This window comes from Synechococcus sp. UW105 (assembly GCF_900473935.1).
Lineage (GTDB): Bacteria > Cyanobacteriota > Cyanobacteriia > PCC-6307 > Cyanobiaceae > Synechococcus_C.
On the sequence record NZ_UCNN01000022.1, the window covers coordinates 37,042 to 56,750 of the forward strand.

Below are 19,709 nucleotides of genomic sequence, written 5' to 3' on the forward strand. Positions count from 1 at the left end.
GGGAAGCGTCAGTCTCGCGCCTGGATGACGCCATAGCCCCCATGATTGCGGCGATAAATCACCTGCAACTCCTTGGTCTCTGCGTCGCGAAACAGATAGAAGTCGTGGTCGATCAGATCGAGCTGATGGCGCGCTTCCTCAACGCGCATCAGGGGCATCGGGAAATACTTGCGACGCACACCAGGATCAGGGAGGTGGGCCTCTTTCCCATCGAGCAGTGAGCCATCCACAGATGATTCGTCGATCACCGCTTCGGTGGTCGGGGTGGAGCTGGCCCGATGGCCATGGCTGTGGTGGTGGTCACTGTGGCGTTCCTTGTAACGACGCAGCTGACGGCTCAGTTTGTTGGCCACCAGGTCGATGCTGGCGTAAAGGTTTTCGCTGCGTTCCTGGGCACGAATCACCGTGCCGTTGGCAAACACCGTCACCTCAGCTGTCTGTTGGGGAACGCGGGGGTTGCGGGCGACTGACAGGTGCACATCCGCTTCCATCACCATGTCGTTGTAGTGCTGAACGGCCCGCTCAAGCTTCGATTCGGTGTAGTCGCGCAGAGCCGAGGTCACTTCCAGGTTGCGACCATGGATCAGAAGCTTCATGGCATCTCTCCGGTGCCGGTTGATATCTGCACGCTAGAGACGTCAAACCAGGGCGCACACAGGCCTTCGGCATTTCTTTTTGAGCCGAGGCAACTGGTGCCGTTCCCAGTCGCCTGGAGCTGGCAGCAGCACTGGCAGGAGAGATTGTTGGCCTTCTCCACTCGTTCGGTTCAAAACGATCATGAAGTCGTGCAGCCTCCGGAAGCGGTATGGCTGCTGCAGCATCCCTCTTGCTACACCCTTGGCCGCGGCGCCTCCGAGCAGCATTTGCTCTTCGATCCTGCTGATCCGCCGGCACCTTTGCACCGCATCGATCGTGGTGGGGAAGTCACCCATCACATGCCGGGCCAGTTGGTCGCTTACCCCGTGCTGGATCTGCACCGGCGCCAGTGTGATCTGCACTGGTATCTGCGGCAGCTGGAACAGGTGGTGATTGATGTACTGGCCCAGCTTGATCTCGCCGGCGAACGGATTGAGGGAATGACTGGGGTGTGGCTGGAGGGTCGCAAGCTGGCAGCGATCGGCGTGGGCTGCCGCCGATGGATTACCCAGCACGGCCTGGCGCTCAATGTGAGTGGCAACCTCAGCGGCTTTGACGCAGTTGTGCCTTGCGGGTTGAAAGGGAAGGCCGTGGGGCGACTGAGTGAGTGGATCCCGGGTCTGAGAGTGGAGGATGTGCAGCCGCTGCTGCGGGATGCCCTTGGGCAACGCTTTGGGCTCTGCTGGCAGGGGCCTGGTGCCGCATTCAGCCACTTATTGATTGCCGACCAGCCGAGGGGGTGATAGCCCTGGGCGGTCTGCCCTCGATCCCCGTGCCCATCGCCGCCCGCTCCAGCTGGACCCCCACCCCTCATGAGCAGGCAGCTCTCAAGGCTCATTCCCATGTGGACGACCTGGGCAGGGTGGATCAGATCTGGCCGTGGTTGGCGAGTCACCATGGGGATGTGATGGCGGTCGATGCGCCCCACGCGGCCCATCCCGAATGCTTTAGCTACCTGCAGCTGGCGGACCGGATCACAGCCGCCGCTGCCGCCTTCCGTTCCCTTGGCGTCGGCTCAGGCGACGTGGTGGGGTTGTTTGCCGAGAACAGTCCGCGCTGGCTTGTGGTTGATCAGGGCTTGATGCGTTCGGGTGCTGTCAGCGCTGTGCGGGGTGCCGCCGCTCCTGTACAGGAGCTGCATTACATCCTTCAGGACAGCAAAGCGGTCGCCCTTGTGGTGCAGAACGCTGAGCTGCTGCAACGGCTGGACCTTGCGGAGCCCCTGCGGGCAAGTCTGCGCTGCATCATCCAGCTGGAAGGTGAGCCGGCCTTTGAGGGGGTTATCGGGTGGGAGGCCTTTTTGGCCATGGGCGCTTTGGGCACAGCACCGGATCCGATCGTTGGCCGAGGCCTTGATGCGGCAGGCTCCACGACGGCCACGATCCTCTACACCTCTGGGACGACCGGTCAGCCCAAGGGGGTGCCACTCACCCACGCCAACTTGTTGCATCAGATCCGCAGCCTCGCCTGTGTGGCCCATCCAGCTCCAGGAGCGCCTGTGCTGAGCGTGCTGCCGATCTGGCATTCCTATGAACGCAGCGCGGAGTACTACTTCTTTTCCTGCGCCTGCTCACAGAGCTACACAACTATCAAGCAGCTCAAGCGTGATCTGCCCAGGGTGAAGCCGGTGGTGATGGCCACCGTGCCGCGTCTTTGGGAGGCAGTGCAGGCTGGTTTTGAGGATGTGCTCAAAACCTTTCCAGCTTCACGCCAGCGTCTCCTGCGCGCCGCTCTTGCCAATAGCAGCGCCTACTGCCTGGCCCGCCGTCGTAATCGCAATCTGATGCTCGAGTCCCTGGGGCGACGTCAGCGCCTGAAGGCTGCCGCTGAGATGACTCGGCGCTGGCCCGCCCATGCCCTCGCCTCGACGCTGATCTGGCCCAAGTTGCGTCTGCAGCTCAGTGGTGGCCAGTTGCAGTTCCCGATCAATGGCGGTGGTGCCATTGCCCCCCATGTGGATGCCTTCTTTGAAGCGGTAGGGATCGAGCTTTTGGTGGGTTACGGACTTACTGAGACCAGTCCGGTGGTGAGTTGCCGGCGACCTTGGCGCAATATCCGTGGAAGTTCGGGGCTTCCCATGCCAGAAACCGAATTTCGCATCGTTGATGCCGACACTCGTGCACCCCTCGGCTTCCGGGAGCGCGGCGTGGTGTTGGTTCGCGGTCCCCAGGTGATGGCTGGCTACCTCGGCAAGCCAGACGCCACTGCCAAGGTGCTTGATGGCGACGGCTGGTTCGATACGGGTGATTTGGGCATGCTGCTGCCCGATGGCTCCGTGGTACTGACTGGCCGCGCCAAAGACACGATCGTGCTCAGCAGCGGTGAAAACATTGAACCGGGGCCGCTGGAGGAGCTGCTGGTGTCGAGCCCATTGGTTGAGCAAGTCATGCTGGTGGGTCAGGACGAGCGTCAACTTGGTGCCCTTGTGGTCCCTCGAACGGACGCCATTCAGGCTTGGGCTGCGGAGCAGGGGGTGAGTGTGGCGGCCGATTTGGGTGGATCCCCTGGACAGGCTGAGATTTGCCGTCTCCTGCGTGGTGAGTTCAATCGGTTGTTGACAGCACGCGTCGGGTCCAGGGCGGATGAGCGCCTGGCCGGGGTGGGACTGGTGGAGCCATTCACGATTGAAAATGGTTTGCTGACGCAAACTCTTAAGCAACGTCGCGATCGCATCACTGATCGCGATCGTGCTGTGATCCAGGGCTTCTACGGGCGATGAGCCTCCTGGATCGGGAACCCGCCATCGGGGTGGCTTGACCCCCGAGGCTGGGACTGAGACGCTTGGCGCTCTTTCCTTTCACCCATGTCTGACGGCACCACCCTGTCGATTAAGCGCACAATCGCCATCCGTGCTGTTGTGACGCCGGCTTGGAAGGAAGAAGCGGAGCGAGAACTCAGCACCGCAATCGCGACCACCGATCAGCAGTTAGGTCAGCTGGAGCAGGAGGGGCAGCAGGTGGTTGAGGAGGTGCGTCGTCAGAGCGCCAATCCTCTGGATCCCCGGGTGCAGGATCAGGTGGCACAGGTGCAGCAGCAGGTCGCTGCCAAGCGCTCTGAACTGGAAGAGCAGAAGCGCAATCTTCTCCAGCAGCAGTCGCAGGTGCGCGATGTCGAGATGGAGGAGATCGTCGATCAGGGTCAGATCGAGAGTTTCTGTGAACTGGCTGTCGGCGACAACCTGGTCAGCAAGATGCAGGTCGCTGTTGTGGTCCGCGACGGTGTGGTCGAGTCGATCGAGCAGGGCTGATCCTGCTCGGCCTGCCGGCCCGTAAAATTCCGCTACTCAGCCCCACTGGAGAAGGTTTTGGCGACCCACGACATCTTCATGCCTGCCCTCAGCTCCACGATGACGGAGGGGAAGATTGTCGAGTGGCTTAAAAAGCCAGGGGACAAGGTGGGCCGAGGTGAGTCGGTGCTTGTGGTCGAGTCCGACAAGGCCGACATGGATGTGGAGTCGTTTAACGAGGGTTATTTGGCTGCTGTGCTCATGCCGGCCGGCAGCACCGCTCCAGTGGGAGAAACCATTGGTTTGATCGTGGAGACCGAAGCTGAGATCGCTGAGGCTCAGGCCAAAGGCGGTGGCGCTGGTGGAGCCTCCCCAGCTCCCTCTCCAGAGGCTGTGTCATCGCCTCCTGCGGCAGCCGCCCCGGCTCCTGCCGCAGCAGTTGCTGCACCTGTGGCCGCTGCACCGGCCCCTGTGCCTGCAGCGGCTCCGGCGCCTGTCGTCAGTGATGGCCGTCTTGTTGCTAGCCCCCGGGCCAAGAAGCTCGCCTCTCAGATGGGGGTGAATCTTGCCAGCGTTCGCGGCAGTGGCCCGAATGGTCGTATTCAGGCAGAAGATGTCGAACGGGCCGCAGGCCGTCCTGTGAGTGTTCCGCGGGTGGGGGAAGGCACCACGGCTGCCATCGTGGCTGGTGCTGGCGCCCCAGCAGTGCCGACAGCCCAGGCAGGCAATAGCTTCGGTGCTCCTGGTGAGACTGTGGCCTTCAACACTCTCCAGGCCGCGGTGAACCGCAACATGGAAGCCAGCCTGGCTGTTCCTTGCTTCCGCGTTGGATACACGATCACCACGGACAAGTTGGATGTTTTTTACAAGCAGGTGAAGCCCAAGGGCGTGACGATGACGGCGCTGCTGGCCAAGGCGGTGGCCGTGACCTTGGCCCGTCATCCCCAGGTGAATGCAGCCACCACTGCGGCTGGGATGGCGTATCCCGCCGATGTGAACGTGGCGGTGGCCGTCGCCATGGAGGACGGAGGTTTGATCACACCAGTCCTGCGACAGGCCGACCGCACTGATCTGTATGAGATGTCTCGCCAGTGGGCAGACCTGGTGAAGCGCTCTCGCAGCAAGCAACTCCAGCCTGAGGAGTACAGCACCGGCACTTTCACGTTGTCCAACCTGGGCATGTTTGGGGTGGATCGTTTTGATGCGATCCTTCCCCCTGGCACCGGTGCGATCCTGGCTGTCGCCGCTTCTCGCCCCACGGTGGTAGCCGGTAAGGACGGTTCGATCTCTGTCAAGCGTCAGATGCAGGTGAACCTCACCGCTGATCACCGTGTGATTTATGGCGCAGACGGTGCCGCCTTCCTGAAGGATCTGGCTGAATTAATCGAGACCCGTCCGGAGAGCCTGGCCGTCTGATCTGCCTTGGATTCGATCGCGGCGAGGCCTCGATCGAATCCACGCTCCATGGTGAGGGGGAGGTGAGCATCGCTTTGCTCCATGAATCTGTTTTCAGTTCTGCTGGGTCAGCCGCTCCCCAAGGCCAGCGCAGCCCATGAGCGCCTGCCCAAGCTGCAGGCACTACCGATCCTCTCCTCCGATGCTTTGTCATCGGTGGCTTATGCCACGGAGGCGGCCCTCGGCGTTCTGATTCTTGCCGGCAGCCAGGCTCTCAGCTTGTCGTTGCCAATCACCGTGGCGATCATCCTGCTGATCGCCATTGTGGTGCTCTCCTATCGGCAGGTGATTGCTGCCTATCCCCAGGGTGGAGGCTCGTATGTGGTGGCCCGTGACAACCTCGGACGCAATGTTGGCCTGGTGGCGGCGGCGGCGCTGCTGATCGACTACACCCTCACCGCGGCAGTGAGCTTGATGGCGGCCGGTCAGGCGATCAGCTCCTTGATCCCTTCGCTGCTTCACCATGAGGTGGCGCTCACGCTGCTGCTGCTGGCACTGGTGGGCTGGGCGAATCTGAGGGGCTTGCGGGAAGCGGGGCGCATCTTTGCCCTGCCGACCTACGCGTTTGTGGTGATGATCGCGCTGCTCACCCTGGTGGGATTGCACGATCTTGTGGCTCATCACGGCTTTCGCCCTGATCCACCGCCTCTGGTCACGAGCATGGAACCCTTGGGGCTGTTCTTGATCCTGCGTGCTTTCAGCTCCGGTTGTTCAGCCATGACCGGTATCGAGGCCATCGCCAATGGCGTGCAAGTGTTCCGCGAACCCGCTCCCGTCAATGCCAGGCAGACCTTGCTGGTGATGGGAGGACTGTTGGCGTTGATGGTTTTCTCCGTGAGTGGAATGGGGTTCCTTTACGGCATCGCCCCGGACCCCAACGTCACGGTGCTGGCCCAGATCGGGGCCAAGGTGTTTGGGCCTGGCACTCCGCTGCTATGGGGCCTTCAGATCTCCACCCTGTTGATTCTCGTGCTGGCCGCCAATACAGCGTTTTCAGGCTTTCCCCGCTTGGCGGCAATGTTGGCTGATGATCGTTGCTTGCCCCGTCAGATGGCGTGGCTCGGCGATCGGCTGGTCTATCAAAACGGCATCGGTGTTTTGTTGGCTGGCACGGCTCTGATCATTTGGGTGTGCCAAGGAGACACAACCGTGGCGGTGAATTTGTATGCCCTGGGTGTGTTCACAGCCTTCACCCTCTCTCAGCTGGGCTTGGTTTTGCGTTGGTGGCGTCAGCGTGGTGAGGGCTGGCAGGGCCGGATGCTGATGAATGCCCTTGGTGCCAGCGCCACATTTGTGGTGTTGGTGGTGATCATCATCAGCAAGTTCTGGGAAGGGGCCTGGACGGTCGTGATCGCGATCCCTCTCCTGGTTTGGGCTCTCGCGGCGATTCGTCGGCGTCACCGGGAAGTGACTGCTGCCTTGGTGCCGGATTCGCTGATTGAGCCTCTCTATCTAGCGCCTGTGCCATCGCCTGTGCAGCATCAGGCGATTGTTTGGATGGGGGGGCTGACACGCGCAACCCTTGAGGCGGTGCTGTATGCCTGCTCGATCGCTGAACAGGTCACGGCCGTGATGGTGGTTGGGGATCGGGATGATCCCGGCCAGATCAGCCTTGATTGGGATCGCTTGGTGGGAGCGGATAACGGTGATCTACAGCTCAAGCTTTTGGTCAGCCCCTACAGCTCGGTTATTCAGCCGTTTTGTGCTTTTGTTCGCGATCAGGAGACGACCCATCCTGAGCGAAGAACCACTGTTGTGATGCCGGTAGCTGTGCCCGACAATCTGCTCGATCGCTTTTTGCTCAACCAGAGGGCTCTCTACTTGTATCGGGCGCTCTCGGCCCAGGGCACGCACGTGTTCTCCGTGGTGCGCACTTCACTGGAGCCTGTGCAGCCGGTGGATTGACGCCACCGGCACCTGCGCGTCCTTGCCATTCGGCAGCATGGGCAATGACCGTGCAACAGGCATCTGTGCCCGATTCCAGGGATCGTCAGCTCCGTTCTTACGACTACACCTTGCCGCAGGAGTGCATTGCCCAGGTGCCTGCGCAGCCTCGCCATGCGGCTCGCCTGCTCATGGTGCCGCCCATGGACGCCACCCTGGAGAAGGCCTGCCATCAACAGGTCTGGGACTGGCAGCAGGCGTTGCAGCCTGGTGATCTCCTGGTTGTCAATGACACGCGGGTGCTCAAAGCTCGCCTGCGGGTGCGTCGCTCCGGCGGTGGCTTGGCGGAACTGTTGGTGCTGGAACCCCGTGGGGATGGGCAGTGGCTTTGTCTGGCAAGACCAGCCAAGAAGTTGCGGCCTGGTGATCAGCTCTGGCTTGAAGGGTTGGAGCAGGAACCGCTGTCGTTGCAGGTGCTTTCGACTGATGCCGCGACAGGGGGAAGACTGATTCAGTTCCCAGCTGGCTGTGATGATGCCCTGGAGATTGAGGGGGTGTTGGAGCGTTTTGGCGAAGTGCCTCTTCCTCCCTATATCTCTCGACACGATGCCGATGACCAAACGCGCTATCAAACGCGTTACGCCTCCCGCCCGGGAGCGGTCGCTGCACCAACGGCGGGTTTGCATCTCAGCGATGAACTGTTGGCGGCCTTGCAGGCACGGGGCGTGGAGATTGCGCGAGTCACCCTGCATGTGGGGCTGGGGACGTTTCGCCCGGTTGAAACCGAGGATCTCACGCAGCTGACGCTCCACAGCGAATGGGTGGAGGTGAAGGCGGAGGTGGTGAAGGCCGTAGACGCCTGCCGTCAACGCGGCGGCAAGGTGATCGCAGTTGGGACGACCAGTGTGCGTGCCCTTGAAGGTGCTGCGCAGGCTGGGGGCGGTCGTCTGCAGCCGTTAAAGGGTCCAGTGGATCTGGTGATCCAGCCCGGCTATCGCTTCGCTGTGGTGCAGGGTCTGCTCACCAACTTCCATTTGCCCAAAAGCTCGTTGCTGCTTTTGGTGAGTGCTCTGATCGGTCGTGAGCGTTTGTTAGGGCTTTATGCCTGCGCGATTGAACACAACTACCGCTTTTATTCCTACGGGGATGCCATGTGGATCCCCCCGGAGGCGGTGCTTGAGACCGCACGGCCTTGCCGCTGACATGTAGACAATAAAAAACCCCGTGCGACTGCACGGGGTTGTTCGAAAGCTTGACTGAATCAGGCCGGGACCGGTTGTTCGATGATGCCTGCTGGGACGTCAGCGAACATCACTGAGGACAGGTAACGCTCAGCCAGGTCGGGGAGCACCACAACGATGGTTTTACCTGCATAGGCATCCTGCTGGGCGAGGCGAATGGCGGCTGCGGCTGCGGCACCGCAGGAGATGCCCACCAGAAGCCCTTCTTCCTTGGCCAGGCGTAGTGCCATCTCCACCGATTCATCGTTGGTCACCTGCTCCACCTTGTCGACAACGGAGAGGTCGAGATTTTTGGGGATGAAGCCAGCGCCGATACCCTGGATCTTGTGCGGACCGGGCTTGACGTCTTCCCCATTCATCGTCTGGGTGATCACGGGGCTGTGGCTTGGTTCGACAGCGACGGATTCAATCGCCTTACCCGCTTCGTTCTTGATGTAGCGAGAGACGCCGGTGATCGTGCCGCCCGTGCCGACGCCAGCTACAAGCACATCGATGGCGCCGTCGCAGTCGTTCCAGATCTCAGGCCCAGTCGTTTTCTCGTGGATCTCGGGGTTGGCCGGATTTTCGAACTGACCAGGCATGAAGTATTTGGCCGGATCGCTCTCGGCGATTTCCTTGGCCTTGGCAATGGCGCCCGGCATGCCCTTAGCAGCTTCGGTGAGAATGATCTCGGCACCGAGGACGGCCATCACACGGCGACGTTCGATCGACATCGACTCGGGCATGGTCAGGATCAGCTTGTACCCACGCGCTGCTGCGGTGTAAGCCAAGGCGATGCCGGTGTTGCCAGATGTCGGCTCGACGATGGTCTTGCCTGCCGTGAGAGCGCCGCTTTTTTCAGCGTCCCAGATCATGTTGGCGCCGATCCGGCATTTGACGCTGTAAGCGGGATTACGGCCTTCGATCTTGGCCAGCACGGTGGCCTTGCAGCCCTTGGTCACATTGTTGAGACGAACCAGAGGGGTGTTGCCGATGGCTTGGCTGTTATCGGCGTAAACGCGAGACATGGAGGGGTACGCAGGATGCCCAGGTCCGTCAACTTAGTGAGATCAACCCGTTAGGGCTCTGGCTTTAAGGCCTTGTTCAGACTTTGACAAGGCGATGGCTTCACCACGCAACGGCGAGGGCACTCTCCTTCGGTTCTGCTCCAATCCAAGCCAGGGTTGATCAGGGAGCGTTGTCGTGCTTAGTCGCCAAAGCGCGTTCAAACCGCTGCCAAAGCTGATCCGGATCTTCCAGGCCGACAGAGACCCGCAGCAGGTGAGAGGGAACGCCACAGGACGCGGCCCAATCCAGTTCGTCGTAGTGGGCTAGCAGAACGTAGGGGCAGCACAGCGTGAAATGGGTGCCCAGGCTTGGCCCCTTGGAGACAGCCAAAGCGTCATAGACGCTTTGGGCTTTGGGGGTTCCGCCATGCAGTTCAAACGAGAGCAGGCATCCATGGCCTGCACCGCTGCGCATCAGCGCCTGAAAGGTGGGGCAGCGGTCAGGATGCAACACCTGTTTGATGGCGGGGTGTCGTCTTAGCCGTTCCACGAGGGCACTGCAGTGTGCATTGAGGCGTGGAATCCGGGCGTGGACGTCACGGCTGGCCTCCTCCAGGCAAATGGCGTCGGCATCGCCGAGGCCTGATGGGGCGAAGCTTAATTCGCTGCAAAACGTGTCTCGCCAGGGGGAGCTAGGGCTCACCACCAGAGTGCCGGCAAGCACATCTCCCCTGCCGGCGAAGCTTTTGGTCAGGGAACTGAAGACCAGGTCAGAGAAGGGGAGAGCGTCGATGTTGAGCCCGGAGCCGATCGTGTCGTCAGCAATCACAGGGATGCCGCGCTGATGGGCCAGTTCAGCCACGGTGATCAGATCAACGCACTGCAGCAGGGGGTTGCTAGGCAACTCCACGACGACTGCTGCAGGGTTGAGGCGGTCAAGACTGGCGGCAACCGCCTCAGGGGAGCTGTCGGTGAGCAGCTCGGCGCCGGCAAACACAACCTGGGGCAGCTTGAGCACATCGACATAAGGGAAGCCCACCTGGAGGGTGGGACGGCCTGGATGGAGTGTGGTGACCAGATTCAGGGCACTGTGCAGCGCGGCCATGCCAGAAGGATGCAGGCTGATCTGACCCTGAGGGCAGCCATAGATTGCAGCCAGTCGTTCCTGAATACGCCAACGGGCCTGATCGCCAGCGCTTTGGGCTGGCGACGCTTCATGGCCCAGGGCCATCGCTGCCTGACGGGAGCTGGCTCCCAAGCCAGCGTGCTGCCAGAAGGCCTTCGCTGAAGGGCTGGCGGCGGAATCGGTGATTAGGCAGGGCAGGCCGTTGACGACCGAGATGGAGGCCCAAGCGTTTGGCTGGCAGCGCAGGCAGTGCTCGCGAGCGGCCTTGGCTGCCGCGGCTGTGGGATACGGCCAGGCTTGGCTATCAGCTGGTGCATCGAACTGTCTCAGGGCTGTGAGGGCCAGTTCTGCCACCAGAGGGTGGAACCCGAAGCGGGGATAGACCGCTTTTAGTTGGTTGCGACAGGCGGGATCGTTCTCCTCGTAGGCGATCACGTCGCTCCATCGGGGTAGAGCCACCGAGACGGCATGCGTGCTGTCGGGTAGGGGCTGTCCCAGATCATGCCCCTGCCAACAGGGGTCGATGAGCAGATCGCGGGTGCTCACGGCAGCAGAGAAAGGGCTTGGTCGAGGTCGGCGATGAGATCCGCTTCGTCTTCACAACCCAGCGAGAGACGAACCAGGCCGTCGCTGATTCCTAGTTTCTCTTTGACCGTGGTCGCCACTGCTGCGTGGGTCATGGTGGCTGGATGACAGATCAGGCTTTCCACTCCTCCCAGGCTTTCGGCCATCGTGAACCAATGCAGGGCCTTGCAGACGGCATAGGCCTGGTCGCGGCTGGCGTTCAAGCCGATGGTCACGATCGCGCCACCACCGCTCATCTGCCGACTGGCCACAGCGTGTTGGGGATGGTCCGTCCGAAGCGGGTAGCGCACCCAGGCCACCGCAGGGTGATGGGCGAGATGGTTCGCCACCGCGGAAGCATTGGCCATTTGTTGGCGTAAGCGCAGAGGAAGGGTCTTGAGCCCTCGCGTGATCAGCCAGCAGTCAAAGGGGGAGGGCATCAGCCCCAGCGCTTTCTGGGCGAACAGCATCTTCTGCTGCCATTCAGCGTCGTCGCAGCAAACGACTCCACCGAGGGCGTCGGAATGCCCATTGATGTATTTCGTGGTGCTCGTGAGGGAGAGGGTGGCCCCCAGTTGCAGGGGGCGCTGCACCAGGGGAGTGGCAAAGGTGTTGTCGACCACCACTGGCACAGCTGCGGAATGGGCGGCTGCGCAGACCGCCTCCAGGTCGATCACTTTGAGCAGGGGGTTGGTTGGACTTTCCAGCCAGACCATCGCTGGTTGACGGGCGGCGATCGTGGTTAGCGCAGCAGCATTGGTGAAATCGATCCATTCAGTCTCCACGCCGAATTTGGCGAAGACCTGCTCGAACAAGCGCACGGTGCAGCCATACAGGTTCTCCTCGCAGAGCACGAGGTCGCCCTGGCTGAGAGAGGAGGCGATTGCTGTGATGGCGCTCACCCCAGAGCCGAACACGGTGGCGTGGCTGCATTCCTCAATGGAGGCCAGCACCCCTTCCAAAATCCTGAAATTGGGATTGCCTGAGCGGGTGTAGTCGAACCCGCCTGGGTTGCCGTGGGCAAACGTGGATGAGGTGTAAATCGGTGGCATCACCGTGCCGGTTTCGCTGGCAAAACTCTCGCCGTGGTGAATGGCACGGGTCGCTGCCGCGGGTTGCGGTCTGGAAGAGAAGTCGTTTGCCACGGGTCAGTTGGGGATGACGCGTTCTGCCACGCCTCTGAGGCTTCAGGCTAAGAAACGGTCAGACCGCCATCTCTTGCGGTGAAACCATCGCCATGGACCTTCACCGCCCCAGCCTTGGTTGAGGGGATTCCCTGTGCAGTCTGGGGTCACGATTTTTGAGGTGCTTTGACTCATTGCATCCACAACGCCGCCAGGGCTAGAACGTAAGTACTAATACGGATCGGCCAATGAGTGCGCATCGTGCAGGAGGGATTCCCCCTTCAAATGTTGTCAACGCTGCTCCGCTTTTCTTGCGTGTAAAGCCTGGGCAGTTCGTCATTGTCAACGAGAACCGCAACCACTCTATTCCGACCGATACGGGTTGGTGGATGGGGCAAGTGTTGTTTTGTGAGGGAGGTCTGAAGGATTCAAAGCTGAATCGATCGTTCCAGGTCGCAGACGTGGATGATGGGGCGATCCGTTGGGTGAATGCGGATCAGGTTTCACATGTTTTGCATGAACTGGATGGTATTGGTCAGGAGGGTTGGGAGGGGTTTTAATCGCGTTCTCATTCTCCGGTGCTGTCGATGACCTTGCGAGAGTTGGGTGCAACGCTGGCCTTTTGAGCCGCTGAATCTACTTGTTTGACTCGATTGGTTTCTGGTCGATATTTTTCATCGAAATTCATTCTTGAACTGACTTATCGCCATCGAGGGCCAACGACCCAGCCCACTAAGGACTTGCGAAGGCCAGACTTGATCGGACGTATCCGATGCAATGTGGTGGAATCAAATATAATTAATCTCCCTCTGGCTGGCTTGGGGCTAAAGACGTCTTTTGTTGGCGCCAATAACTCAAGCTCTCCACCAGTAAAATTTTCTGGGTTTGAAAGGAGCAAGGAAAAAGAAAGCTTTCTGACCCATTCTCGTTCTTCGGGTACTGCCTTGCGGTTGGATGATTTTACGGACTCATCCCATCCATCTCTTGACGTGATGCAGTCGTCGACATGCCAGTCAAAGAAATCATCTTTGCTGTATTCAGTAAGCTGTATACTCGCCGAGTCGATATGTGATATATCGTATTTGAAATTTAACCTATTGGCTTTGCCTATGTAATGCCAAAGAAAGCCTCCTATCCAGCACTCATCTTCAATCCAGCCGATGTTGCATTGCCTGGATTTTGGGTCGCTTAAGTTTTTGCCTTCGCTTGAGATGACAGACGCAGTTTCTTTTTTTATCTTTTGATTGTCTATAAAATTACAGGCTTCGCTGATCAGGCTTTCAGGCAATTGGGTGTCAAAGAAGATTGCGCTGTACCCCATGGATGGTCAGAGGGATGGGTTCAACAAAGTAAGGATCGATAAAGTGCTAGTAGGGAGTTCAGTTAGGCGATGACAGTGTTCGCGAAATGTGGACACTTCGCGGACAGGAGGAAGTATGCTTAATCGATCGACTCAAAATGTGCGGATGCGGATTAATTCTGCGCATTTTGAGCGCCTGTAGGCAAATCTTAATGCATTGGCGATCTTAAGTCTTAGCCGCCTCCGCCTTGGGGATTTGATGGAGGTGGAGGTGGTGTGCAGCCCAAAGTATTAGTGCCGAGGCACCTCGACCGAGGTCTAGTCCCCCCGGCGACATCTTCTATGTCCTCATCTGTCAGTTCGGACCACTCACTGTCAAGCCCAGCGCTAATGAGCGCTTCTTTCGAAATGGTAAAGCCTGCGCTGCTGGCAATCTCAATGACGGCATCAACGCTCGACGCTTCTTTTACTTGTTTTTGGAGCTCGGCGTCAAGTTTTAGTTTTGCAAGGAACGAATTAAGCTGATCTTCTGACATGTGGCTTGTTCAAGTAATTCAATTTTAGTGCGCGCTCAAGTTCTGGGCTATCTCGTGGCCAGAAGTTTAGGATGCCTTTATGGTTTGCTTTAGGTCTGGGTAGATGTTCCTTGTCTTGTAATGGATTGGTCTGAGATCAGTTAAGTAGGCCGCTTTCGACTGGCGGCGGTAGTATGAAGCTTCTAAGTAGTGAGGTCAGAGGGTTTTGTGTGATTCGATTTGTGTTGTTTAGCGCACCCCGAAAGCTATTGCCTTGTAGCGAAGGTTGCGAGTGGAAAGGCTTGATAAAAATGTGGAACTCGATGAATTGCTTGATTCATTAAAGGTGCTGTTGACGTTAGTTGATCTGCAAGTGCTTAAGACGTTCTCTGGCTTGTCTGACTGCGATAAGGCGACCGCTTTTTTGGCAGTCGCATTGGCTTTTGGATTGATTGCCGCCATGAAAAAACTCCTGCAAACCGTTGAGAGGAACGGAAGCAGGAGTTGGAGTAGGAAGCCGGACAATCTCCAGCCCCTTGCTTGTCGAAGAAACTTACACTTTGCGTGAGTAGTATTCCACCACCAGCAATTCGTTGATCTCAAGTGCGACCCACTCGCGCTCGCAGCGACCAACGATCTTGGCGCTGAGCTTGCTCTTATCGAGTTCGAGGTGGGGCGGCACGTTGGCGAGGCCAGGGAATTCCAGGTTTGCCTCAGCCAGTTTCTTGCTGCACTTGCGCTCACGGACGGTGATCACATCACCGGGTTTGCACTGGTAGCTGGCGATGTCGGTGACGCGACCGTTCACGGTCACGTGGCCGTGGTTCACCAGTTGACGGGCGCCTGGCACGGTGGGGCCGAAGCCGAGACGGAAACAAACGTTGTCGAGGCGGTTCTCGAGCAGCTTGAGCAGGTTGGTTCCGGTGGAACCGTCCTGGGCGCGCGCTTTCTTCACATAACGCACGAGCTGACGTTCGGAGACGCCGTAGTTGAAGCGAAGCTTCTGCTTCTCTTCGAGACGGATTGCGTATTCAGAGCGCTTGCGACGGGCTTGGCCGTGCTGACCAGGGGGATAGGACCGCTTTGCGGCCTTCCGGGTGAGACCGGGAAGGTCTCCCAAGCGCCGCGTGATCCTCAGGCGAGGGCCGCGGTAACGAGACATAGGGAGTGGTGTGTCGTGGAACGATCGGGCGTCTGAGCAGGCATGCTGGGCTTGTGGCTTGCGCAGCGGCTTGTGACGCACGAATCAACAATCTTATCTGGCGGCCCTGCCGCCACTTTTAACCGCGCCCTTGCAGCGGTCATGCTGGCACTGATCAATTTTTATCGTCGCTGGTTCTCTCCCTTCTTTGGGCCTCGTTGCCGCTTTATCCCCAGCTGCAGCGCCTACGGTCTGGAGGCGATCCAGCGCCATGGCCCCTGGCGAGGAGGCTGGCTCACACTGCGCCGGTTGTTGCGTTGCCATCCCTTCACCCCCTGCGGCTGTGACCCCGTCCCTGACTGAATCCCAGCAGCTGATGCTTTACAGCCGCCAGGGTTGCTGTTTGTGCGAGGGCCTGGAGCAACGTCTACGGAGCTTGGATCTCGGCACTCTCGAACCGCCTCTGGTGCTTGAAGTCATCGATATCGATGCGCCGGGTACCGATCCTGTTCTGAAGGCTCGCTATGACCTCGAAGTGCCTGTGTTGGCTTTCGCCTCCATCGCCCTACCGCGAGTCTCACCAAGACTTCAGGGTGATGGTTTGTACGCCTGGTTACAACGGGCCTGCTCCAGCGCGCTTGGATCGGATTAGAACTGCACCACTGAGGGTGGTCGGCTAATGGCTCAGACACTCCATTCGCTGCTCAATGCAGTCGGTTTGCCTCTGGCTGAAGGTTTGCCTAATGCGCCGATCACGGCTCTGACCTGTGATTCACGCTGTGCCGGAGCTGGCAGCCTTTTTCTCGGTCTCCCTGGCGAGAGGGTGGATGGCGGCTCGTTCTGGCGTCAGACATTGGAGGCAGGCGCTGTCGCTGCGGTGATCGGTCCGGCGGCGGCGGCGGCCGATCCACCTGGTCGGATGGATCCAGTTGTGGTGGTGCCCGATCCAGTGGCGGCCTGGGCCGGGGCATTAGCGGCAGCGTTTTGGCAGCACCCCTCGGGGCGGATGACCCTGATCGGTGTCACTGGAACCAATGGCAAAACCACCACCACCCATCTGATTGAGCATCTCTGCAAGCAGATCAGCCTCCCTGTTGCCCTGTTCGGCACGTTGGTGAACCGCTGGCCTGGGCACAGCATCACCTCGACTCACACCACAGCCTTTGCAGATCGGCTCCAGGCTCAGCTGGCAGAAGCGGTGTCTGGTGGCACCCAGTTGGCAGCCATGGAAGTGAGTTCCCATGCTCTCGAGCAAGGAAGGGTTGCGGGTTGTCAGTTCTCTGCGGCGGTGTTCACAAACCTCACCCAGGACCATCTCGATTACCACCCGACGATGGAGGCCTATTTCGATGCCAAAGCGAGGTTGTTCAGCGAACCGTTACTCGTGGGTGATGGTGCATGCGCTGTGGTCAACATCGATGACCCTTGGGGGCAAAGGTTGGCGCAGCAGCTTGGTGAACGCTGTTGGCGCTGCTCGCTCAAGCCTGATCGCCAGCCTGAGACTGTTGAGCTGACGATGACGGATCTCAGCCTCACTGCCTCGGGCGTCTCTGGCACGATCGTCACACCGGTGGGCAGCGCCGACTTCCTGTCTCCACTTGTGGGTGATTTCAATCTGATGAACCTGCTCCAGGCCGTGGGGGTGCTGGTGCAGCACGGGTTGCCCCTGCCGTTGCTGCTGAAGGCGGCGAGCTGCTTCAAGGGGGTGCCTGGGCGGATGGAACGGGTGATGGTGCCGTCTGATCAGGCCATGAGCCTGCTGCCGTCGGTGGTGGTGGACTATGCCCATACGCCCGATGGGCTGCGTAATGCCCTGGCTGCCTGCCGGCCGTTTGTGACCGGAGCGCTGGTCTGCGTGTTTGGCTGCGGAGGTGATCGCGATCGAGGCAAGCGTCCCCAGATGGCGGCCGTTGCCGCTGAGTTGGCCAATCGCGTGGTGGTGACCTCCGACAATCCACGCACGGAGAACCCTCAACGGATCCTGGAAGACGTGGTGGCGGGGATCCCGGCGGGAACATCGCTGACAGTGGAGTGCGATCGGGCTGCAGCGATCGCTGCAGCCATTGAGGTGGCGGGTCCAGATGACCTCGTGTTGATTGCCGGCAAAGGCCATGAGGACTATCAAATCCTCGGCACCAGCAAGGTGCACTTCGATGACCGTGAGCAGGCAGAGATCGCTTTGCGCCGTCGAGTTGGAGGCTGATGGGTTGGGATCTCTTCTGTTGGGATGACTCGTTCAATGATGGATCGGTGTGCCGTGGCCTGTCGCAATCAGCAATAAGCCCCCCATGCTGAACAGTCCGAGTGAAAACCAGAGCAGACGTGACTGACCGGCGTCGGGAAGCTCCTCCCGGAACACACTGATCAGTAACCCGCCACCGACAAAGGCTGTGGCGATTGCCAAGGTGAGATCCGAGACGGGATGGAGGACTGCGGCATGCAGGCTCCCCAGAAGTAGTGCGGCGCTGCCAATCCAGCGGAAGCGGCGTCGGAATGTCACCGGGTGCTCAGCGGCCAAGGTGCGATCGGCGAGCAGCACATGGGCACTGATGGCAATGGTGAAGAGCAGGCCGTAGCTGATGCCTGTGCTGAGCAGCGACGGTAGTGAATAGGCGTAGAGATAACTAATCAGTGCAAAGGTGAGGAGGCGTGCTGCCCCGGTCCATTGCGTGCTCTTGGGGTGTTGCTTGCTGATCACATTGAGCGTGTATGGGATCAGCACACCAACCAGCGCGACAAGAAACAGCAGGCTTTCAGTCATCGCGCTGGGTACAAAGCTCTGCATCCCTGCTGCGTCACTGATGGTCTGCCCTCCACTGGCGAGTTCCGGAAGCAGGTGGATGAACACGTAGGCCAGACCTGCACCTCCACCCACAGAGGCCCATCGGATCTGGATTGGGGTGGGCTGTTTCGAGATCAGGGCCGCCAGCCAGTGGCAGCTGCCGATGGTGAACACACAGAGTGCGACGAGGATCCAGAGCATGGCTGGTGTGATGCGTAGGACTCAGTCTGATGGGACTGCCCGGTCTGTTCGAGTCGCTTCAGGCGTTGATGATTACGTGGTTTTGGTGATGGACTGATCGAGGGCCTGAACCAGGTTTGTCAGCTCGCTGGCCTGGGTACAGACGTGGGTGCAGGCCCGTAGACAGGAGGGATCGGCCAGATCGCGGATCCAGATCCCCTCATTCCCAAGGCGTTTCACGAGTTCGGCCGGTGTGCTCGTCGCTGACTCAACGTTCAGGCTGAAGCTCACCAGTCCTGCTGGTGGGGGCCCCTCGAGCAACGGGGTCACTGTGGGCATGGCCATGAGCTCTTGCCAAAGCTGCCCGCTCAGCGCCTGGATCCGCTCCAGGCGTTGCTGAGCGCTTCCCTCTCGTTCCAGGACTTCAAGTGATGTCCGCAGTCCTGCCAGAAGAGGGACGCAGCTGGTGGCCACTTCAAAGCGGCGGCTGTCGTGGTGGAAGGGGTCCGGATCACCCAGAACGGCTCTGCTTTCATCTTGCAAGCTGCGCCAACCGATCAGAGTCGGGCTGGCTTCGCATAGCACCCGTTCGGACAGGGCGACGCCGCCCAGCCCTTCCGGGCCGCAGGCCCATTTATGGCCTGTAAAGGCATAGATGTCGGCCGCCTTAGCAGCAGCCTTGACGGGAATCTGCCCCATCGACTGGGCGGCATCCACTAAGAGGTACGGAGGCTGTGATTGGTTTTGCAGTTGTGCTGCCACCGCTTCGATCGGCATCAGCTGGCCTGTGTTCCAGAGCAGATGGGAGAGCACCACGAGGCGGCTGTTCGGGTGCATGCTCTGTTCCAGAGCCTTCAGCACAGCCGTTTCGGTTTCGGACTGGTGATCTCGGCCCCCACGGATCTGTTTTACCGGCAAGGTGTCGATCTGCAGCTGTTGGCGCCGGGCCAGCTCATGGCAGGCCGCCACCACGCCCGGATGTTCGCAGTCGCTGATGAGCAGACGATCGCCTGGATCGAAGGGCAGCCCCCAAAGCGGAAGAACACAACCAGTGGTGACGTTTTCACTGAGGGCAAGACGATGGGGTGCAACCCCGCAAAGCTGAGCCAGCAATGCGCGGGTGCTATTCACCTCGCGGCCAATAAAAGGCCACACCTCTGTGGTGAAAGGGCCAAGCTGCTGGATCCGCTGCCAGCTGAGGCTGATCGCCTCTAACGCGGGTGTGGGAAGCGGCCCTTGTCCGCCGTAGTTGAAGTAGGTCTTATTGGAGAGTGCTGGGCAGAGATCTCTCAGCATTGCTTGAGGATTGTTGGTCAAGATCTTGGCCTAGGTGGTTTGTCGACACCTCCTCCCAGAGATGTCTAAGGCCGCTTCATGAGACATCACACCTGTCCCTGTCTTCATAGCGATGCGAGGCATTGGCAGCTTGTCAGCGGCTCTATCGCTGTGATTGAAAAAACACCACAAAACCCCGCCTTTGGCGGGGCTTTGTGATGTTGTGCCGGGGGATGGATCAGTCCTCACCTCCACTGACTGCCCTGCTTTTCCA

20 protein-coding genes are annotated in these 19,709 nt (G+C 59.7%); 11 read left to right on the top strand and 9 right to left on the bottom strand.

Annotation, left to right across the window (positions count from 1 at the left end):
• Nucleotides 1–8 precede the first annotated feature (8 nt).
• Entirely contained in the window at nucleotides 9–596 is a 588-nt protein-coding gene (gene hpf, locus DXY16_RS09760) for a ribosome hibernation-promoting factor, HPF/YfiA family (protein ID WP_115121041.1), read from the bottom strand.
• Nucleotides 597–608: 12 nt separating this feature from the next.
• Here hpf and lipB point away from each other — a divergent pair, with 12 nt between their 5' ends.
• The 6 genes from lipB (at nucleotide 609) to queA (ending at nucleotide 8,403) form a co-directional block, all read left to right on the top strand.
• Complete coding sequence (gene lipB / locus DXY16_RS09765) at nucleotides 609–1,379, top strand: lipoyl(octanoyl) transferase LipB (protein WP_115121042.1); 771 nt, start codon at nucleotides 609–611, stop codon at nucleotides 1,377–1,379.
• Nucleotides 1,380–1,408: 29 nt separating this feature from the next.
• Nucleotides 1,409–3,355, top strand: a complete 1,947-nt coding sequence (locus DXY16_RS09770) for an AMP-binding protein (RefSeq protein WP_115121068.1) — start codon at nucleotides 1,409–1,411, stop codon at nucleotides 3,353–3,355.
• Between the two features lie 84 nt (nucleotides 3,356–3,439).
• Entirely contained in the window at nucleotides 3,440–3,883 is a 444-nt protein-coding gene (locus tag DXY16_RS09775) for a YlqD family protein (RefSeq protein ID WP_115121043.1), read from the top strand.
• A gap of 57 nt (nucleotides 3,884–3,940) precedes the next feature.
• The gene (locus tag DXY16_RS09780; RefSeq protein ID WP_115121044.1) at nucleotides 3,941–5,278 is read left to right on the top strand and encodes a dihydrolipoamide acetyltransferase family protein; all 1,338 of its coding nucleotides are present in this window, start codon (nucleotides 3,941–3,943) and stop codon (nucleotides 5,276–5,278) included.
• Nucleotides 5,279–5,359: 81 nt separating this feature from the next.
• Nucleotides 5,360–7,222, top strand: coding sequence for an APC family permease (locus DXY16_RS09785; RefSeq protein ID WP_115121045.1), 1,863 nt, complete (start codon nucleotides 5,360–5,362; stop codon nucleotides 7,220–7,222).
• 44 nt (nucleotides 7,223–7,266) lie between these two features.
• Nucleotides 7,267–8,403 carry a tRNA preQ1(34) S-adenosylmethionine ribosyltransferase-isomerase QueA gene (queA, locus tag DXY16_RS09790; RefSeq protein ID WP_115121046.1) on the top strand — a complete coding sequence of 379 codons (1,137 nt, stop codon included), beginning with the start codon at nucleotides 7,267–7,269 and terminating at the stop codon, nucleotides 8,401–8,403.
• 59 nt (nucleotides 8,404–8,462) lie between these two features.
• Here queA and cysK read toward each other — a convergent pair whose 3' ends face one another.
• From cysK to DXY16_RS09805, 3 genes are all read right to left on the bottom strand, one after another.
• Nucleotides 8,463–9,449, bottom strand: coding sequence for a cysteine synthase A (cysK, locus tag DXY16_RS09795; protein ID WP_115121047.1), 987 nt, complete (start codon nucleotides 9,447–9,449; stop codon nucleotides 8,463–8,465).
• 160 nt (nucleotides 9,450–9,609) lie between these two features.
• Nucleotides 9,610–11,100: a PLP-dependent transferase gene (locus tag DXY16_RS09800; protein WP_115121048.1), complete on the bottom strand. Its 1,491-nt coding sequence runs from the start codon at nucleotides 11,098–11,100 to the stop codon at nucleotides 9,610–9,612.
• Nucleotides 11,097–12,263: a PLP-dependent aspartate aminotransferase family protein gene (locus DXY16_RS09805; RefSeq protein ID WP_115121049.1), complete on the bottom strand. Its 1,167-nt coding sequence runs from the start codon at nucleotides 12,261–12,263 to the stop codon at nucleotides 11,097–11,099. Before DXY16_RS09805 ends, DXY16_RS09800 begins: the two co-directional genes overlap by 4 nt.
• A gap of 227 nt (nucleotides 12,264–12,490) precedes the next feature.
• On the opposite strand from DXY16_RS09805, the gene DXY16_RS09810 reads away from it, so the two are divergent.
• Nucleotides 12,491–12,802, top strand: a complete 312-nt coding sequence (locus DXY16_RS09810) for a DUF3104 domain-containing protein (RefSeq protein ID WP_115121050.1) — start codon at nucleotides 12,491–12,493, stop codon at nucleotides 12,800–12,802.
• A 140-nt stretch (nucleotides 12,803–12,942) separates the two neighbouring features.
• Here the strand turns inward: DXY16_RS09810 and DXY16_RS09815 are convergent, their stop codons facing one another.
• Both DXY16_RS09815 and DXY16_RS09820 read right to left on the bottom strand, forming a co-directional pair.
• Nucleotides 12,943–13,563 (bottom strand): 2OG-Fe(II) oxygenase, encoded by a 621-nt coding sequence (locus DXY16_RS09815; RefSeq protein ID WP_115121051.1) that lies wholly within the window; start codon nucleotides 13,561–13,563, stop codon nucleotides 12,943–12,945.
• A gap of 212 nt (nucleotides 13,564–13,775) precedes the next feature.
• Complete coding sequence (locus DXY16_RS09820) at nucleotides 13,776–14,078, bottom strand: Nif11-like leader peptide family natural product precursor (protein WP_115121052.1); 303 nt, start codon at nucleotides 14,076–14,078, stop codon at nucleotides 13,776–13,778.
• Nucleotides 14,079–14,349: 271 nt separating this feature from the next.
• Between DXY16_RS09820 and DXY16_RS09825 the strand changes: the two genes are divergently transcribed.
• Nucleotides 14,350–14,625, top strand: a complete 276-nt coding sequence (locus DXY16_RS09825) for a hypothetical protein (RefSeq protein ID WP_115121053.1) — start codon at nucleotides 14,350–14,352, stop codon at nucleotides 14,623–14,625.
• On the opposite strand, the gene rpsD is transcribed toward DXY16_RS09825, so the two are convergent.
• Nucleotides 14,611–15,219 (bottom strand): 30S ribosomal protein S4, encoded by a 609-nt coding sequence (gene rpsD / locus DXY16_RS09830; protein ID WP_115018303.1) that lies wholly within the window; start codon nucleotides 15,217–15,219, stop codon nucleotides 14,611–14,613. The two genes, DXY16_RS09825 and rpsD, sit on opposite strands and share 15 nt — an antisense overlap.
• A gap of 42 nt (nucleotides 15,220–15,261) precedes the next feature.
• On the opposite strand from rpsD, the gene yidD reads away from it, so the two are divergent.
• From yidD to DXY16_RS09845, 3 genes are read left to right on the top strand one after another with little or no spacing between them, the layout of a single operon-like run.
• The gene (gene yidD / locus DXY16_RS09835) at nucleotides 15,262–15,561 is read left to right on the top strand and encodes a membrane protein insertion efficiency factor YidD (protein WP_115121054.1); all 300 of its coding nucleotides are present in this window, start codon (nucleotides 15,262–15,264) and stop codon (nucleotides 15,559–15,561) included.
• Nucleotides 15,562–15,574: 13 nt separating this feature from the next.
• Nucleotides 15,575–15,850 carry a glutaredoxin family protein gene (locus DXY16_RS09840; RefSeq protein WP_244281643.1) on the top strand — a complete coding sequence of 92 codons (276 nt, stop codon included), beginning with the start codon at nucleotides 15,575–15,577 and terminating at the stop codon, nucleotides 15,848–15,850.
• A 27-nt stretch (nucleotides 15,851–15,877) separates the two neighbouring features.
• On the top strand, nucleotides 15,878–17,401 hold the full coding sequence (locus tag DXY16_RS09845) for a UDP-N-acetylmuramoyl-L-alanyl-D-glutamate--2,6-diaminopimelate ligase (protein WP_115121055.1): 1,524 nt from the start codon (nucleotides 15,878–15,880) through the stop codon (nucleotides 17,399–17,401).
• 33 nt (nucleotides 17,402–17,434) lie between these two features.
• Here DXY16_RS09845 and DXY16_RS09850 read toward each other — a convergent pair whose 3' ends face one another.
• Nucleotides 17,435–18,181 carry a hypothetical protein gene (locus DXY16_RS09850; protein WP_115121056.1) on the bottom strand — a complete coding sequence of 249 codons (747 nt, stop codon included), beginning with the start codon at nucleotides 18,179–18,181 and terminating at the stop codon, nucleotides 17,435–17,437.
• Between the two features lie 72 nt (nucleotides 18,182–18,253).
• Nucleotides 18,254–19,456, bottom strand: a complete 1,203-nt coding sequence (locus tag DXY16_RS09855; RefSeq protein ID WP_115121057.1) for an aminotransferase class V-fold PLP-dependent enzyme — start codon at nucleotides 19,454–19,456, stop codon at nucleotides 18,254–18,256.
• Nucleotides 19,457–19,709: the final 253 nt, after the last annotated feature.

Coding starts and splice junctions, on each gene's coding strand:
- hpf (WP_115121041.1), bottom strand. CDS start 596: ATGAAGCTTCTGATCCATGGTCGCAACCTGGAAGTGACCTCGGCTCTG.
- DXY16_RS09775 (WP_115121043.1), top strand. CDS start 3,440: ATGTCTGACGGCACCACCCTGTCGATTAAGCGCACAATCGCCATCCGT.
- DXY16_RS09785 (WP_115121045.1), top strand. CDS start 5,360: ATGAATCTGTTTTCAGTTCTGCTGGGTCAGCCGCTCCCCAAGGCCAGC.
- queA (WP_115121046.1), top strand. CDS start 7,267: ATGACCGTGCAACAGGCATCTGTGCCCGATTCCAGGGATCGTCAGCTC.
- cysK (WP_115121047.1), bottom strand. CDS start 9,449: ATGTCTCGCGTTTACGCCGATAACAGCCAAGCCATCGGCAACACCCCT.
- DXY16_RS09810 (WP_115121050.1), top strand. CDS start 12,491: ATGAGTGCGCATCGTGCAGGAGGGATTCCCCCTTCAAATGTTGTCAAC.
- DXY16_RS09815 (WP_115121051.1), bottom strand. CDS start 13,563: ATGGGGTACAGCGCAATCTTCTTTGACACCCAATTGCCTGAAAGCCTG.
- DXY16_RS09820 (WP_115121052.1), bottom strand. CDS start 14,078: ATGTCAGAAGATCAGCTTAATTCGTTCCTTGCAAAACTAAAACTTGAC.
- rpsD (WP_115018303.1), bottom strand. CDS start 15,219: ATGTCTCGTTACCGCGGCCCTCGCCTGAGGATCACGCGGCGCTTGGGA.
- yidD (WP_115121054.1), top strand. CDS start 15,262: ATGCTGGGCTTGTGGCTTGCGCAGCGGCTTGTGACGCACGAATCAACA.
- DXY16_RS09840 (WP_244281643.1), top strand. CDS start 15,575: ATGCTTTACAGCCGCCAGGGTTGCTGTTTGTGCGAGGGCCTGGAGCAA.
- DXY16_RS09845 (WP_115121055.1), top strand. CDS start 15,878: ATGGCTCAGACACTCCATTCGCTGCTCAATGCAGTCGGTTTGCCTCTG.
- DXY16_RS09850 (WP_115121056.1), bottom strand. CDS start 18,181: ATGCTCTGGATCCTCGTCGCACTCTGTGTGTTCACCATCGGCAGCTGC.
- DXY16_RS09855 (WP_115121057.1), bottom strand. CDS start 19,456: ATGCTGAGAGATCTCTGCCCAGCACTCTCCAATAAGACCTACTTCAAC.